Source organism: Brachyspira suanatina, assembly GCF_001049755.1.
Lineage (GTDB): Bacteria > Spirochaetota > Brachyspiria > Brachyspirales > Brachyspiraceae > Brachyspira > Brachyspira suanatina.
Window position 1 is genome coordinate 1,388,946 of record NZ_CVLB01000001.1, and the last position, 15,834, is coordinate 1,404,779.

The following is a 15,834-nucleotide window of genomic DNA, read 5'->3' on the forward strand; positions in this document are numbered from 1 at the left end:
GGTTAAATCTATGGCTAAAACAATACTAATTGTAGACGATTCTAATACAGCTAGAGCATCTGTTGAATATACTTTGAAGAAAGGCAGCTATACTGTGGTGTCTGCAGATGATGGTACTACAGGATTGGAGGTTCTTGGTAAAACACCAAATGTTGATATGATAATAACAGACCTCAATATGCCAAAAATGGACGGTATAGAATTTATTAAGCATGTAAGAAAGGTGGATCAGCATAAATATACCCCTATTCTGATGCTTACAACAGAATCTCAAGATGAGAAAAAAATGGAAGGTAAAGCTGCAGGTGCTAGCGGATGGCTGGTAAAACCATTTAACCCAACTCAGCTTTTAGACGTAGTAAAACGTTTTTTAAATTGATTTCTAACCATCTTATTATATAATAAGGATTTTATAAAGGTAGAGGTGCTATATGTTTGATAGTGATGAATTTATTTCGATATTTCTAAGTGAAGCTAATGAAATTGTAGAAGGTCTTGAAAACGATCTTGTTTTGTTGGAAGACAATAAAAGTGATGAAGATCTTTTAAATAAAATATTTAGAAGTGCTCACACTCTTAAATCTTCAGCAGGTACAGTTGGTTTCACTACTATGAGTGAGTTAAACCACGTTGCTGAAAACTTATTAGAAAAAGTTAGAAGCGGTAAATTGGATGTTACTCCTCAAATGATTACAGTATTACTGGAGTTCTTAGATACTGTAAAATTAATGCTGCAAAATATTGTAGACGGCAAAAGTGAAACTGAAGGTGTTACTAATATAGATTCACTAAAAGCTAAAATAAAAGCTATAGCTGACGGTAATGATGTAAGTACCGCTGCAGCTGCACCAAAAGCATCTCCTGAACCTAAAAAAGAAGAGCCTAAAAAAGAAGAGGCTAAAGCAACAGAAGCTAAACCTGAAGAAAAAAAAGAAGAGGCAAAAACTGAATCATCTTCTGCTTCAGGCGGAGAAAATTCATTCCATATCGAAATGGGATTTAAAGCTACTATTTTTGATAATGGTATAGACCCTCTTATGTTCTTAAATGACCTTAGAGCTATAGGTACTATAAGTAACTTAAAAATAGAATGTAATAGCTTACCTACTATCTTAAATCTTGAAGATCCTTATGTTTGTTATACCCAGTTCTCTTTAGATTTTGAAACTAATGCTCCTGAAGAACAAGTTCAGAACATTTTCTTATTTGTAATAGATGATAACGATATTAATATCATCAATACAAAAGCTGATATAAAAGATGATGAAGAAGCAAACAAATCAGATGAAGCAAAAGAAGAACAACCAGCAAAAGAAGAAGCTAAAGAAAACACAGCTAAGGTAGAAGAAAAACCTGCAGAAACATCTGCAGCTGCTAGTAAGCCCGCAGCCGCTCCTAAAGCAGGTACAAAAGTTCAGGCTCCTTCAACAGTAAGAGTTGATACAAGAAAATTAGACAGCTTAATGAACTTAATTGGAGAGCTTGTTATAGCACAATCAAGAATAATGCAGCTTACTCAAAGTTTAGATATAGATAATGGACTTAAAGAGGCTGTAAGTTCAATGGATAGAACTTCTAGACAAATACAAGAAGAAGTTATGAATATCCGAATGATGCCTATCGGTCCTATATTTACTCAGTTCCATAGATATGTTAGAGATTTGAACTTAGAATTAAATAAAGAAGTAAAATTAGTTCTTAAAGGAGAAACTACAGAAATAGATAAAAATATGTTAGAGCAGTTATCTGACCCTCTTAAACATATTATAAGAAACTCTATGGACCATGGTATAGAAAAAACAAAAGAAGAAAGAATAGCCAGAGGCAAACCTGAATATGGTACAATAACAATGTCTGCTGCTCACCAAGAAGGACATGTTGTTATAGAAGTATCAGATGATGGTAATGGATTAAATAAAGAAAAAATCTTTAATAAAGCTGTGGAAAAAGGCTTGCTTTCAAGAGATGGAAAATATTCTGACATAGAAATATATAGAACTATTTTCTCTCCTGGTCTTTCTACTGCTGAAAAAATAACAGACATATCAGGAAGAGGTGTTGGTATGGACGTTGTTAGAGCTAATGTAGAGAAGATGAAAGGTAAAATAGAAATTAAGTCTGCTGAAGGTCAAGGCAGTACCTTCATAATTAAACTTCCTTTAACATTGGCTATTATTGAAGGTATCACTTTTGCTTTAGGTAAGCAAATATACATAATGCCTTTGATTTCAATTATAGAGCAAATAAAAGTAAAAAATGAACAGGTAAAACCTTTTGAAGGCAAAGGTGAAATGATAAAAATCAGAGATGAGTATTTGCCTTTGATTAGACTTCATAAAGTATTTGAAATAGATACCCAAGTTGAGAATATAGATGATGGTATAGTTGTAGTTGTTGAAGCTGGATATAGAAAATGTGCTATATTTGTTGATGAACTTTTGGATCAGCAACAAGTGGTTATAAAATCTTTAGATTCAGCATTTAGTAAACATGCAGGAATAGCCGGAGGTACTATACTTGGAGACGGAAGAATAGCTCTTATTATAGATATACAGGGGCTAGTGAATATGTCTTTACAAGGAAAAATAAATAACGGCGTAAAATAAAGGATTGTAATATGTTAGATAATCAAAAAATAAATGCAGCTAATATACCTCAGGTTGGAGGTACATCTTTGGAACATGATGAAAACATTTCTATTGAACCTAGTCAACAATTTTTAGTGTTTAAAATTGATAATGAGGAATATGCTCTTGATGTATTAAGTATTGAAGGTATTGTAGGTGTAACTAATATAACTCCTGTTCCTGGAAGTCCTAAATTTATGAGAGGTCTCATGAATTTAAGAGGTAATATTCTTCATATAGTTGATATAAGAATAAGATTTGGTTTGGATAGAAGAGATGATCATTCTATAGAAGATGATGTTATTATAGTTATATCCACTACTAATAGAAAATTTGGTATATTGGCAGATATGGTAAGTGATGTTATTACAGTTTATGAAAGCCAGATGACAGAAACTCCTATTGATAATATGAGAGGACTTCAAATTTCTAATGTTATTAGATTAGAAAATAAGATTATTATGGTTCTTCCTATAGAAGAAATCATAAAATCTAATGAAACAACCAATCAAACAGTATAATATCATTGAGGTATAAAAAATGGAAGATATGAATGAGCATATGCCGGCTTTGAGTGATGCTGAGTTTAATGAATTAGTTAAAATTATTTATGACAAGACTAGAATACAAATGACTAGCCATAAAAGGGCTTTAGTAACCTCTAGATTAAGTAAGAGGCTAAGAGCCTTAAAAATGGACTCTTTCAGGGAATATATAGACTTTGTCAAAAATGCAAAAGATGAAGAGTTAACTAATTTTGTTAATGCTGTTACCACAAATAAAACTGACTTTTTTAGAGAAAATAAGCATTTTGAGTATATGAAAAGCACATTTCTTCCAGATTGGGAAAAAAATTTTAAAGCTGGTAAAGTTAAAAATCTTAGAATATGGTCTGCAGCCTGCTCTACAGGAGAAGAACCATATACTATACAAATGACTTTGCATGAATATTTTGGCACAAATTATGATAAATATGATATAAAAGTTTTAGCTAGTGATATAGATACAAATGTATTAGCACATGGAAGAGCAGGTATTTATAAAGAAGAATCTGTAGAACCTATACAAGATAATATATTGAGAAAATACTTTTTAAAAGGTACTGGTGATAAAGAGGGATTATATAAAGTTAAAGATATATTAAAAAAGAATTTATTTTTTAGACAATTAAATTTTAAAGATGAAGATTTTGATATCCATACTCAATTTGATTTAATATTTTGTAGGAATGTTATTATTTATTTTGATAAAGAATTCCAAAAGGAATTATTTAATAAATTTCATAGATATTTGAAAGAAGACAGTTTAGTATTTATAGGGCATTCAGAAACATTATTTGGTGTGTCTGATAAATTTAAATATGTAGCAAGTAATATCTATAAAAAGATTTAACTAGGGGTGTGTAATAATGATTGATTTTCCAGCAGCGGCTAATAGCAATTTTAAAAGAATCACAATATATATAGGTGGTTATTATGCTTCAAAAGAACCTGCTGTAATAAAAACAGTTCTAGGCAGTTGTATATCTGTATGCCTGTTTGAGAATAAATTAAAATTTGGGGGTATGAATCACTTTATGCTTCCTGAAATGAGAGAATGGGAAAATCCGGCTGAAGATTATAATAATACTAGATATGGTGTTTTTGCTATGGAGGTTCTTATAAATGAAATTATAAAATTAGGTGGAAAAAAAGAAAATCTTACAGCTAAAATATTTGGAGGTGGACATGTACTTTCAGGTATGACTAGCAATATTCTTCAAGTGCCTGATAAGAATATACAGTTTGCTAAGAAATTTTTAGCAGATGAAAAAATACCTATAGTTAGTGAGGATATAGGAGGTTCTTGGCCTAGAAAAGTATTCTTTTTCAATACTGAAAACAGAGTTCTTATGAAAAAACTAGAAGGTAAAACTAAAGAATTCTCAGCTGAACAAGAAATTAAATATTCTAAAAATTTACAGCATAAACTTGAAGAAAAATCAGACATTACATTGTTTTAATATATTAATAATTAAGGATTTTATATGGCTACAAAAATTAAAGTATTAGCTATTGATGATAGCGCACTAATTAGACAATTACTTACTAAAATTGTAAACTCAGATCCTGCATTAGAAATGGTAGGAACTGCTGCAAATCCAATTTTAGCTGAAAATAAGGTTAAAAACCTTAAGCCTGACATTATTACTTTAGATATTGAAATGCCGGAAATGGATGGTATTACATATCTTAAAAAACTTATGCTTAACAACCCTATTCCTGTAATAATGTTTAGTTCGCTTTTGGATAAACATAGAGAGTTAGCTTTAGATGCTTTAAATATTGGAGCTTTTGATTATGTAATAAAACCTTCTGCTAATGTTAGAGACGGTGTAGAAGAATTAGCTACAGATTTAGTTGAAAAAATAAAAAATGCTTATGCAAACAGAGCTAAATTTTATAGAAAACATGGTGTTACAGTTCCAACAGAACCTGTTGCAACTACTGAAAGAAGTTCTATTAGTTTAGAAGCACCTAAAACAGCTGGTTTTAAAGTTTATCAGAAAAATACTGCTGATATCATACTTCCTCTTACACCTTCAAGAGAAACTCCTATGGATAAAATAATTCTCATAGGTTCTTCAACAGGCGGTACAGAGGCTTTAATAGAGTGTCTTAAAAATGTTACTCCTTCAGCTCCGCCTATCGTCATTGCTCAGCATATGCCTGAACACTTTACAACTTCATTTGCCAAGAGATTAAATAGTATTCTAAAAATAGATGTATTTGAATCTGAAGATGGTATGAGTGTAGGAAGAGGACAGGCTGTATTAGCCAGAGGTGCTAAACATACTATGATTAAAGTTAGAGGCGGTAAATACTATATAGAAGTAAGAGATGGAGAACCTGTTACTAGACATAAACCTTCTGTAGACGTACTTTTCAGAAGTGGTGCTGTTTATGCTAAAAACAAAGCTATCGGAATAATACTTACAGGTATGGGTGATGATGGTGCCAATGGTATGAAAGAAATGAAAGATGCAGGAGCTTACAACATAGCACAAAATGAAGAAACTTGTACTGTTTTTGGAATGCCTAGAGAAGCAATTGCAAGAGGTGGTGTTGATGAAGTTTTACCATTAGATAAAATACTTGCTGCAGCACTAAAAAGAGTATAAATATAAAATGGATAAAAATATAGATTTATATGAATATATAAATAGATGGGTAAGCGGTTTTACAGCTTACCCATATTATAAAATTGAAAAAAAATTGGATTTTATATCCAAATTGATATCATCTCATAAAGACTTCAATAATATTTCTATTATTCCTACTGGTTCAAAAAGAAATAGAACTGATGTAAATTATATGGAGTATCTTAATATATTTTTAATATTAGATCATAGTAATAATTCATCTGACTCTAGAAAATTTAAATCCTCTATACTAGAATTAATTAAAAATAATGATCTATACTCAAATAAAGTTAATGTTACATCATCAACTTTAATTTTAGAATATGAAACTGAAAAAATAGTATTAATACCATCATTTAAAAATCTAGATAATAATGTTGAAGGTGCTTTAGTAACAGACTCTAATGGAAAAAATGAAATATTTTATCCAAAATTAGATAATAAAAACTTTGATAAAAAAGAACATGACTGTGGGTCTAATTTTATTAATTTAATAAAATTATTTAAGAATTTATTTTTGACTTTTTCTTCAGAAATTAAATATATTAATGAATTAACTCCTGGTATAACAGAAGCACTTATATGGAATATGCCTGATGAATATTTTAAATTCAAAGACTATGATGATGCTATATTAAAATCTCTTGAATATATTTATCAAAGAATAGCTAGCGATGATTATATGTCTCTTTCTGAAATCAATGATATAAAAGTTTTATTTTCAGCTAGAAACAACATTGATAGAAAAGAATTATTGAAAGCATTATACAAATTAAAACAATTTATACATGAAAATATATAAAATTTTTATTTTTTTCTCATAACTTCTAATAGTAATATTGAATTAATTTAAACTAATGATATAATAATTGCATTTATATTATAATTTTTTTATAATAAATTTCTTAGGAGAAATACATAAAATGAAAAAAATCCCAGAAATTTTTGGTAGTATGGTTTTTAATGACAATGTGATGAAGGATAAACTTCCTAAAGACATTTATAAAAAACTTATAAAAACCATAAAAAATGGAGAGCGTTTAAATTTAGAAGTTGCCAATGTTGTAGCTCATGCTATGAAAGAATGGGCTATAGAAAAAGGTGCTACTCATTTTACTCATTGGTTTCAGCCTATGACAGGAATAACAGCTGAGAAACATACAAGTTTTATTACTCAAACTGATGACGGATCAATTCGTATGGAATTTACAGGTAAAGAATTGGTTCAGGGAGAACCAGATGCTTCCAGCTTCCCTTCAGGAGGACTCAGAGCTACATTTGAAGCTAGAGGATATACTGCTTGGGATCCTACTTCTTATGCATTTATAAAAGATGATACTTTATGCATACCTAGCGCCTTTTGTTCATATAGCGGAGAATCTTTGGATAAGAAAACTCCCCTACTTCGCTCTATGGAAGTAATAGAAAAAGAAGCTAAAAGAATATTAAAATTATTCGGTCATAATAATGTTAATAGAGTATTTACTACAGTAGGTGCTGAACAAGAATATTTTTTAATAGACAGAGATTTGTATTTACAAAGACCTGATTTGAGATATTGTAAAAGAACATTATTTGGTGCTTGCCCTCCTAAAGGACAGGAATTGGAAGATCATTATTTTGGCGCTATAAAACCTAGAGTACTTGCATTTATGAAAGAACTTGACAATGAACTTTGGAAACTTGGAATAGTTGCTAAAACAGAACATAATGAAGCTGCACCTGGACAATATGAATTAGCTCCTGAATTTACACTCACAAATATGGCTACAGATCAGAACCAGATTACTATGGAACTTATGAAAGTAATAGCCGAAAAGCATAATTTAGCATGCATACTTCATGAAAAACCTTTCACAGGTGTAAATGGAAGTGGTAAACATAATAACTGGTCTATTGCTACAGATACAGGACTAAATCTTCTAGATCCGGGAGATAATCCTTCTAAAAACAAACAATTCTTATTATTTTTAATTGCTATAATAAAGGCTGTTGATGAATATCAGGATCTTTTAAGAATAACTACTGCTAGTGCTAGTAATGATCATAGACTTGGTGCTGCTGAAGCTCCTCCTGCTATTATATCTATATTTCTTGGCGATGAGCTTACAGAGATACTTGAATCTATGGAAAGCTCTAAAAAATATAAAGGAAAAGAAAGAGTTGAAATGGAAATGGGTGTTAATTCTTTAGCAAGACTAACTAAAGATACAACAGATAGAAACAGAACTTCTCCTTTAGCATTTACAGGAAATAAATTCGAATTTAGAATGGTAGGTTCAAGCCTTTCTGTATCAGGACCTAATATCATTTTGAATACTATAGTAGCTGAAGCATTATCACAATTTGCAGATATCTTAGAAAAATCTAATAATTTAGAAAAAGATATTGATGAGTTAATAAGAGAAACTTTTAGAAAACATAAAAGAATAATATATAATGGCAACAATTATTCTAATGAATGGGTTAAAGAAGCTGAAAAAAGAGGTTTATTCAATTTAAAAACTACTCCTGAAGCATTACCTCATTTCATATCCAAAAAGAATATTGAAGTATTAACTAAACATAAAGTTTTAACAGAAATAGAAATACATTCAAGATACGAAATAAGTATGGAAGAGTATGTTAAAGAAATTAATATAGAAGCACTTACATTAATAGATATGGTGCATAAACAAATACTTCCATACTCAATAGAATATGTTGGTGAGCTTGCAAATACAGCTGATAAAAAAAGAAATTTAAAATTAAAATTTGATGTTGAAAAAAAGTTAATTAATAAACTCAATGATTTGATAAAAGACCTTGATTCTAAATTAGAAAAATTAGAAGGATATACTGCAGAATCTAAAAAAATTAATGATATAGCTAAATCAGCAAAATTCTCAAGAGATAAAATATTTGCTTGTTTAGAAGATATGAGAGTTACAATAGATGAATTAGAAAGAACAGTATCAAAAAAATATTGGAAACTTCCGACTTACGGCGATATGTTATACAGCTTATCATAAAGTAAAATTAACAAAGGGCATAGATTATATAATTTATGCCCTTTTCTTTTTTATATTTCATTTATTTTATTCATTCATAATATATAATGAATAGTTTAAATGCTCTATAAGTTCATCATTAAATTTTTTTGGTGATATTATTTTGAAAGAACCAAGCCAAGGACTTGCAAATATTCTAAACTCTGTAAAAGATGAAAAATCAAAATTAACTATTATAGAACTGTCTTCTAATTCTTTTTTTATTTTTTGATTGAATCCGTAATCTCTATTCTTAAAATAGTGAGAGACATCTGAATTAAAATGAATAGTAGTTTTTATTAATTCATTATCACTCCAATATATACTTCTTTTTTTCTCTATTAATTTTATTAATTTTTCTCTGTATTCAATTCTATTTTTATGTTCCTTGTCATATTCTTCTTTTTCTTTATTATTATTGAATTTTAATTTTTGTATTATTTCTATATTGGATATACTGCTAATAGAATAAGTTTTTATCTTATTATATTTTTTATCAAAAGCAACTAAATACCATATACCCTGAAAATAATAAATGAGATATGCTATAGCTTTAACTTTATAATTAATATTACCGCTTTGAATATAATAATCAAAGCTAATATCATGTAAATCTTTAACACAATAAAGTAATTTATCTATATTTTCACTATCGCCGGATATATTATTTATCTCATTATTTGAAATGACAATAACATCATAGTATTCATGATCTACGTTTTGAGGAAGTAATTTTGATATTGTAGAATGAGGTATAAGAGATAAATTTGAACTTACTTTTTTCATAAATACAGAAAACAATATATCTACATTTTTTTTAAGATCGTCATTATCAAGATTAATACCTCTTCTTAATTTTTTTAAATCTTCTTTTTTTACTACATATTTGTCATTTTCTAAAATCAAATCTATTTGTAAATATCTCTGTATTTCTTCTATATCTCTCTGTACAGTTCTTAAAGATGTATTATTATAATGCATGAGTTTATTTTTATCTACAAATCCATCTAATAATAAAGAAGTATACAGCTGAAATAATCTTTCAAATTTTTTCTTATCCGGCATATAATATCCCTCTTAAAATACACTATGTACAAATTCTTTAACGGCATTACCATTAATATTAAACTGTTCATTATTTATAGTGAAATATCCGTCTAATATACCTTTAGTAGTTTCCATATCTATTTTACTAAAGCTGCCAAAAGACTCATATAAATAATTTCCTGTAACTGTAAATACAAAACTAAAACCTTCTTCTTTAGAATAATAATCTATAACATCCTTATATTCATGAGATTCAAAATTTTTATATACATACCATTTATTATTGAATAAAAATTTAATCATTCTAGAATTTTGTGATTCAGGCTTAGAATCATATATAAATACAGGAATAGGTTCTGTAGTATAAGAAGTATAAACCAAAGCTGCTATTATATTATGAGTATATCTTGAAGGATTTTGCCCTACTGTATTAATGGCTATAACTGAACTTGTATCTGTTATAGCATTTTCACTTCCAGGAACCACTAAATATCCGCTTGGAAGACCATAATAAAATGCTGTATATAAAGCTTTATTATATTTCCAATTAACCATTGATGCTGTAAAATTAGTGAATTTAAACGAAAACTTTGCATTAATCAAATTGCTTATAGAAGATTTTATATTTATTTTGGTATTATAAAAATTAGGAATTTCAATATCCAATTCTCCAATATTTTTTCTAAATTGCGCCCTTACAAAATTATCATAAAAATCCAAAAAATCTTTTTCATTTTCTTTTATAATAAAAGACTGAGAATCTCCATCAAGTATATTAAAAGCGTAATATAAAAAATATCTTTTTAATCCATACTTGTATAACTTCCAAAATATTATATGATTATCATGGAACAAATACAGATATAAATTTTCAACCATATCATCATTTATATGTATAGATTTTGGAATATTGGTAAAATCTCCTGTATAATAAATACCATTATTATTAGTAATAGAAACTGCATTAGCATCAAGTATAGGAGTGTCATTTCTCATATATGACTTTGAAGGAACTATCCTATAATTAACATGCACAAATATAATTACAGATAATAAAATAAATAAAGCTGCAGCTATAAGAACAATATATTTTCTTATATAGCTTGAAGAATATTCATAATAATTATCGTTTGCTATAAGCCTTTTCTTTATACGCATAATTTTTCTTCTGTTGCATTATCCTTTATATTATCATTATTATTTTCTAAAACTTTTTTCATATCAGCCTGAACTTCTTCTTCTGTTCTTTGCTCTATTGAAGTATCTAATAACTTACTTAAAGCAAATAATGCTACTTCTATCTCATCATCTTGAGGTCTTCTAGTAGTAATTTTTTGAAGAGCCAAACCAGGAAGTATTGCAAGTCTCATAAGAGGGAAATTATAAAACTTAAATCCTAATTTTAATATTTCATATGATATACCTGAAACTATAGGAAGTAAAATTATATTTATACCTAACACAGTTAAATTTCCAACTATTTTAGGCGGAGTATATGAAGCATATATATAAGTATATACAAAATAGCTTGTAAACATATATAATAATATAGATACAGTCAATACTAAAAACATAAATGTAGTACCGCATCTAGGATGTATAGTTGTATAATCTCTTATGTTTCCTGTATCAGGATCTAGCCCATGTTCATAAGCATTAACAACCATATGCTCTGCTCCATGATATTCAAATACTCTTTTTATATCTTTAAAAAACGATATTATAAGAAGATATAAAACAAATATAGATAATTTTATACATCCTCTTACTAAATTAAATACAACAAAATTACTTTTCTCATCTATTCCAATAAGCGTAGTTATAAAATAAGGTAAAGCAATAAAAAGCCCTACAGCAAATCCTAAGGACACCAACATACTTAAAGTCATAGCTAGATTTTCGCTTTTTTCTGATTTAGGCTTACTATCTTTTTTATTATTTTCTTCTTCGATACCTGCAGTATTAGCAGAAAATACCAAAGTTTTATAACCCAATTTCATCATATCTACAAAATTTACAACACCTCTAATAAAAGGCATTTTACTTAAATTGTTTTTATTTTCAGGAATAGCCGCTTTAATAAAATCTATTTCCTTATCAGGCTTTCTAACAGCTACAACATAATGACTTTTATTTCTAAGCATTATACCTTCTATAACAGCCTGACCGCCTACTCCTTCTTTGATTCTATTTTCATCTAATTTTTTACTCAAATTATACACCTCATCTATTTTAAAGTTAAAGTAAGGTATATAATATACTAAATACAATATTCTTTCAAGCATAAAAAAAACTTGAATTTGTAAAAATAATTTATATATTATATAATATGAAGCCCTTACTAATATTAATTATTAATTTTATTATTCTTGCTTTTATTTCATGCAAAAGCACTAATATGCAAATGACAGAAGTGCGAGAATATCATAATAAAGAAATTAAACAAACAGAAGAAAAACCAAAAGCAACCATTTTAAAAGATAGAGCCGGATACTATAAAAGTAAAAGCCCATATTTTACATTTGATGCTGATTTAAAAGAAAATGGATATGCTTATGTAGTATTAAAGGGATGGATGGTTTATAGGGGCTATGTAAAAGTTGGAGATCCATCATCTGAAGCAACAAAATTTAGACTAGATATTGATAATGTTACTTATGTAATGTTAGAGTTTAAAGATTTAAACAATGCTAAGGCTTCTATAGTATTAGAAAATGTAGTTCAGCAAGTATTGCCAATGACAAAGATACAGCAATAATAATATTAAAAAAATCCTTCACTTTTAGCATCTTTGCTCATAAGTTCTGTTAGTGTATCTTGTATATTCGCATCATTAAAAAGTATATTGTATATTGCTTCAGTTATAGGCATATAAATATTGTTTTTCTGAGCATACTCATAAGCTGCAGTAGTAGCATATACTCCTTCGGCAACCTGACCATGATTTTCAGCTATTACATCTTGATATTTTTTACCTTTAGCAAGTTCTCGTCCTAATCTATTGTTCCTACTAAGTCCGCTTGAACATGTTACTATTAAATCGCCTATTCCAGAAAGTCCGTACATAGTATCTATTCTAGCACCTTTACTCAATGCAAATCTTACTATCTCATGCAAACCTCTTGTTATAAGAGCCGCTTTTGTATTATCACCGAGTTTAAGCCCATCTACTATACCGCCTGCAATAGCTATAATATTTTTTAAAGCCCCGCCTATTTCTACTCCTTTCTGATCTGTAGAGTTATAAATTCTTAATTTAGGAGGTACTGTCAATGTATCTCTTACATATTCAGAAACACCTTTCTCCCCTCCTACAACTACTGCAGTAGGTACCCCCTTAGCTGTTTCTTCAGCATGTGAAGGTCCTGAAAGAGTTAATATTGATAAATCTCCTGATATTATGCTTCTTGCAACCTCACTCATAGTTTTTCCTGTTTTTCTATCAAGCCCCTTAGTTGCAGATACTAATATTTGATCATTACTTATATAAGGCTCTATATTTATACAAGCATCAGCAAAAGCAAATGAAGGAGTTACTATTATAACGATTTCACTGTCATTTACAGCTTCTCCTACATCTGTTGTAAATTTTATACTCTTATTTAATTGTATATTTTCTAAATAATTATCATTTCTATATGAAGTGCTTAATAATTTGTAACTGCTCTCACTATGCACCCATACTTTAACATTATGCTTTTCTGAAAATATATTAGCAAGTGCAAGTCCCCATCCGCCGGCACCTATGATTCCAACATTTATCATAAAATACCCCATAATCCATTTTTATAATATAGTATATATAAAAAATAACTATTATCAATATATAATTGTAAAAATATTATGTAAACTATTTATTTAAATGATTTTTCAAGTAAAATGCATATATTATTTAGTAAATCTCCTTTATTTATCTTATTATTATCCTTAACCCAGCAGAATATAACGGAAACTAAAGCACCGGAAAAAAATTGAGAAGTTATTTTTGTATTTTCAATATTATCTTCTTTCATAGTTTCACCTAAATAGTCTATAAATATTTTATGTAATGATGAAACAAATAAAATGGTATTATTATGATCTATTAATGATACATTGAAATATTGTTTATTATCATCGAAGTAATTAAGAACTTTTTCTAATATTTTTCTATAATTTTTTTTGAAATCATATATTGAATTATCTTTCTTTAATTCTTTTATAATATCTTGTTTAATATCTTCTATAATAGAATTTAGTAATTCTTCTTTATTATTGAAATGATCATAAAATGTAACTCTATTTATCATAGCATTATCGCATATTTCTGTTACACTTATATCTTTTAATGAATTAGTTTTTAAAAGTTCAAGCAAGGATTCTTTTAATAATTTTTCAGTTTTTAATATTCTTAAATCTTTTTTATCATTTTTCATAAATAATGCAAAGTATTAGAAAATATATTTTGTTTAAATAATATTACAATAAAAATTAAGTTTGTCAAAGAAAAATTATTTCTTAATATTGATATATTGTGTATTACACAGTATAATATACTAAACAATATATAAAGGATTTAATATTGAACTATGATGATATAGTATCAAATTTGATGCAGGAACTAAGACGCGGAACATTGATAATAGTTGTACTTAGTCAATTAAAAAAAGAAGAATACGGATACAATTTGATAACGAAATTAAAAGAAAATGGCATCACTGTTGAAGCTAATACTTTATATCCTCTTTTAAGAAGATTAGAAAATCAAGGGCTTTTAAAAAGCGAATGGAATACCAAAGAAGATAAGCCAAGAAAATATTATTCCATAACAAAAGACGGAAAAGAAGTTTTAAAGAAAGCTGTTCATCATTGGAAAGAATTTTCATCTAATGTGAATAAAATAATAGATGAACAATTTTTTTAATTTTTTAATAATAGGAGTTTATATGATTAACAATAAAAAAGCAGAAGATATTATTGAAAGATATATTTATACCGTTACAAAATCAATGCCGGATAAAATTAAAGAAGATGTTTCAAATGAAATAAGAACTCTTATTGATGATATAATCAAAGAAAGATTTTCAAACTCAGAGTATAAAATAAATGATATAAAAAATATTTTAATGGAAATCGGAAATCCTTATGAACTTGCCTATAAATATGATAATGATTACAATAAATGTTTGATAGGATATCCTTATTATATATATTATAAACTTGTATTAAAAATTGTTTTATCTTCAACATTGCTTGGAATAATAGTTTCATCAATCATAAATATATTTCTAAATAATGAAGCTTTAAATCTGATTAATATAGCAAGTAATATTTTTACTGCATTGTTATTAGCATTTTCATTTGTAACATTAATATTTGTATTTATTTCAAATAATAATATAGATATTTCTAGTATCACAATAGATTTTGATAATCTTCCAAAACCTACTAATAAAAAAAGAAATTTATATAATTCAATTATTAAAATATCAGCAGCAATTATATTCTTATTGCTTTTATTTTTATCTCCAAATATATTTTCAATAAAAATCAATAATGAATATTTTGCATTCTTCAATATAGACATTATAAAGAATAGTTTTTTATTTCCTTTAATATTTATTTTAATGCTTATATCAAGAGAAATTATAAAAATGTTTACATACACTTATAATAAAAAAACAGTTACATTGTTTATTGGTATTGATATAGTATCAGCTATTGCATCATCATTATGGCTATTATCATACAATGTAATTAATATTAATTTTATAGATGCATTGACAAAATTAGAATCAGAAAATTCTGCTGCTTTTAATATATTTAATAATTTTCAGTTATTTTGTTTAATATGTATATTATTTGCTTTATTGCTTGATGGTATATATGTTTTATTAAAATTAAAAAATAACCTTGCATATAAAGGCTGATATATGCAAGGCTTTTAATAACGATAATAAAAATTTATATG

General features: G+C 27.6%; 16 protein-coding genes. 11 read left to right on the forward strand and 5 right to left on the reverse strand.

The features are described from left to right. The first annotated feature begins 10 nt into the window (after nucleotides 1-10). The 8 genes from BRSU_RS05940 to BRSU_RS05975 all read left to right on the forward strand — a co-directional run bounded on the left by BRSU_RS05940 (nucleotide 11) and on the right by BRSU_RS05975 (nucleotide 8,819). Nucleotides 11-379: a response regulator gene (locus tag BRSU_RS05940; RefSeq protein WP_008725288.1), complete on the forward strand. Its 369-nt coding sequence runs from the start codon at nucleotides 11-13 to the stop codon at nucleotides 377-379. A gap of 52 nt (nucleotides 380-431) precedes the next feature. Beyond that, on the forward strand, nucleotides 432-2,606 hold the full coding sequence (locus BRSU_RS05945; protein WP_048594358.1) for a chemotaxis protein CheA: 2,175 nt from the start codon (nucleotides 432-434) through the stop codon (nucleotides 2,604-2,606). 11 nt (nucleotides 2,607-2,617) lie between these two features. Then, on the forward strand, nucleotides 2,618-3,148 hold the full coding sequence (locus BRSU_RS05950) for a chemotaxis protein CheW (protein WP_014487936.1): 531 nt from the start codon (nucleotides 2,618-2,620) through the stop codon (nucleotides 3,146-3,148). A gap of 19 nt (nucleotides 3,149-3,167) precedes the next feature. Beyond that, nucleotides 3,168-4,019 (forward strand): CheR family methyltransferase, encoded by an 852-nt coding sequence (locus BRSU_RS05955; RefSeq protein ID WP_048594359.1) that lies wholly within the window; start codon nucleotides 3,168-3,170, stop codon nucleotides 4,017-4,019. A 16-nt stretch (nucleotides 4,020-4,035) separates the two neighbouring features. Further along, the gene (locus BRSU_RS05960; protein WP_012670039.1) at nucleotides 4,036-4,629 is read left to right on the forward strand and encodes a chemotaxis protein CheD; all 594 of its coding nucleotides are present in this window, start codon (nucleotides 4,036-4,038) and stop codon (nucleotides 4,627-4,629) included. A gap of 24 nt (nucleotides 4,630-4,653) precedes the next feature. Beyond that, nucleotides 4,654-5,787 carry a protein-glutamate methylesterase/protein-glutamine glutaminase gene (locus BRSU_RS05965; RefSeq protein ID WP_048594360.1) on the forward strand — a complete coding sequence of 378 codons (1,134 nt, stop codon included), beginning with the start codon at nucleotides 4,654-4,656 and terminating at the stop codon, nucleotides 5,785-5,787. 7 nt (nucleotides 5,788-5,794) lie between these two features. Beyond that, complete coding sequence (locus tag BRSU_RS05970) at nucleotides 5,795-6,610, forward strand: nucleotidyltransferase-like protein (RefSeq protein WP_048594361.1); 816 nt, start codon at nucleotides 5,795-5,797, stop codon at nucleotides 6,608-6,610. 121 nt (nucleotides 6,611-6,731) lie between these two features. After that, nucleotides 6,732-8,819 carry a glutamine synthetase III family protein gene (locus BRSU_RS05975; protein WP_048594362.1) on the forward strand — a complete coding sequence of 696 codons (2,088 nt, stop codon included), beginning with the start codon at nucleotides 6,732-6,734 and terminating at the stop codon, nucleotides 8,817-8,819. A 66-nt stretch (nucleotides 8,820-8,885) separates the two neighbouring features. On the opposite strand, the gene BRSU_RS05980 is transcribed toward BRSU_RS05975, so the two are convergent. The 3 genes from BRSU_RS05980 to BRSU_RS05990 are packed head-to-tail and all read right to left on the reverse strand — an operon-like array spanning nucleotide 8,886 to nucleotide 12,097. Then, nucleotides 8,886-9,902, reverse strand: coding sequence for a helix-turn-helix transcriptional regulator (locus BRSU_RS05980; protein WP_048594363.1), 1,017 nt, complete (start codon nucleotides 9,900-9,902; stop codon nucleotides 8,886-8,888). Nucleotides 9,903-9,914: 12 nt separating this feature from the next. Then, nucleotides 9,915-11,042: a hypothetical protein gene (locus BRSU_RS05985; protein WP_048594364.1), complete on the reverse strand. Its 1,128-nt coding sequence runs from the start codon at nucleotides 11,040-11,042 to the stop codon at nucleotides 9,915-9,917. Beyond that, nucleotides 11,033-12,097 (reverse strand): DUF1385 domain-containing protein, encoded by a 1,065-nt coding sequence (locus tag BRSU_RS05990; protein WP_048595141.1) that lies wholly within the window; start codon nucleotides 12,095-12,097, stop codon nucleotides 11,033-11,035. The genes BRSU_RS05985 and BRSU_RS05990 overlap by 10 nt, the downstream gene beginning before the upstream one ends. 116 nt (nucleotides 12,098-12,213) lie before the next feature. Here BRSU_RS05990 and BRSU_RS05995 point away from each other — a divergent pair, with 116 nt between their 5' ends. Further along, nucleotides 12,214-12,642 carry a hypothetical protein gene (locus BRSU_RS05995; protein WP_048594365.1) on the forward strand — a complete coding sequence of 143 codons (429 nt, stop codon included), beginning with the start codon at nucleotides 12,214-12,216 and terminating at the stop codon, nucleotides 12,640-12,642. Between the two features lie 5 nt (nucleotides 12,643-12,647). Here the strand turns inward: BRSU_RS05995 and BRSU_RS06000 are convergent, their stop codons facing one another. Together BRSU_RS06000 and BRSU_RS06005 are read right to left on the reverse strand one after the other, a co-directional pair. Next, entirely contained in the window at nucleotides 12,648-13,649 is a 1,002-nt protein-coding gene (locus BRSU_RS06000; protein ID WP_048594366.1) for an NAD(P)H-dependent glycerol-3-phosphate dehydrogenase, read from the reverse strand. Nucleotides 13,650-13,738: 89 nt separating this feature from the next. Further along, entirely contained in the window at nucleotides 13,739-14,299 is a 561-nt protein-coding gene (locus BRSU_RS06005; protein WP_048594367.1) for a TetR/AcrR family transcriptional regulator, read from the reverse strand. A 146-nt stretch (nucleotides 14,300-14,445) separates the two neighbouring features. Between BRSU_RS06005 and BRSU_RS06010 the strand changes: the two genes are divergently transcribed. After that, nucleotides 14,446-14,787 (forward strand): PadR family transcriptional regulator, encoded by a 342-nt coding sequence (locus BRSU_RS06010; protein WP_048594368.1) that lies wholly within the window; start codon nucleotides 14,446-14,448, stop codon nucleotides 14,785-14,787. Between the two features lie 22 nt (nucleotides 14,788-14,809). Then, nucleotides 14,810-15,793 carry a hypothetical protein gene (locus BRSU_RS06015; RefSeq protein WP_157031459.1) on the forward strand — a complete coding sequence of 328 codons (984 nt, stop codon included), beginning with the start codon at nucleotides 14,810-14,812 and terminating at the stop codon, nucleotides 15,791-15,793. Nucleotides 15,794-15,834: the final 41 nt, after the last annotated feature.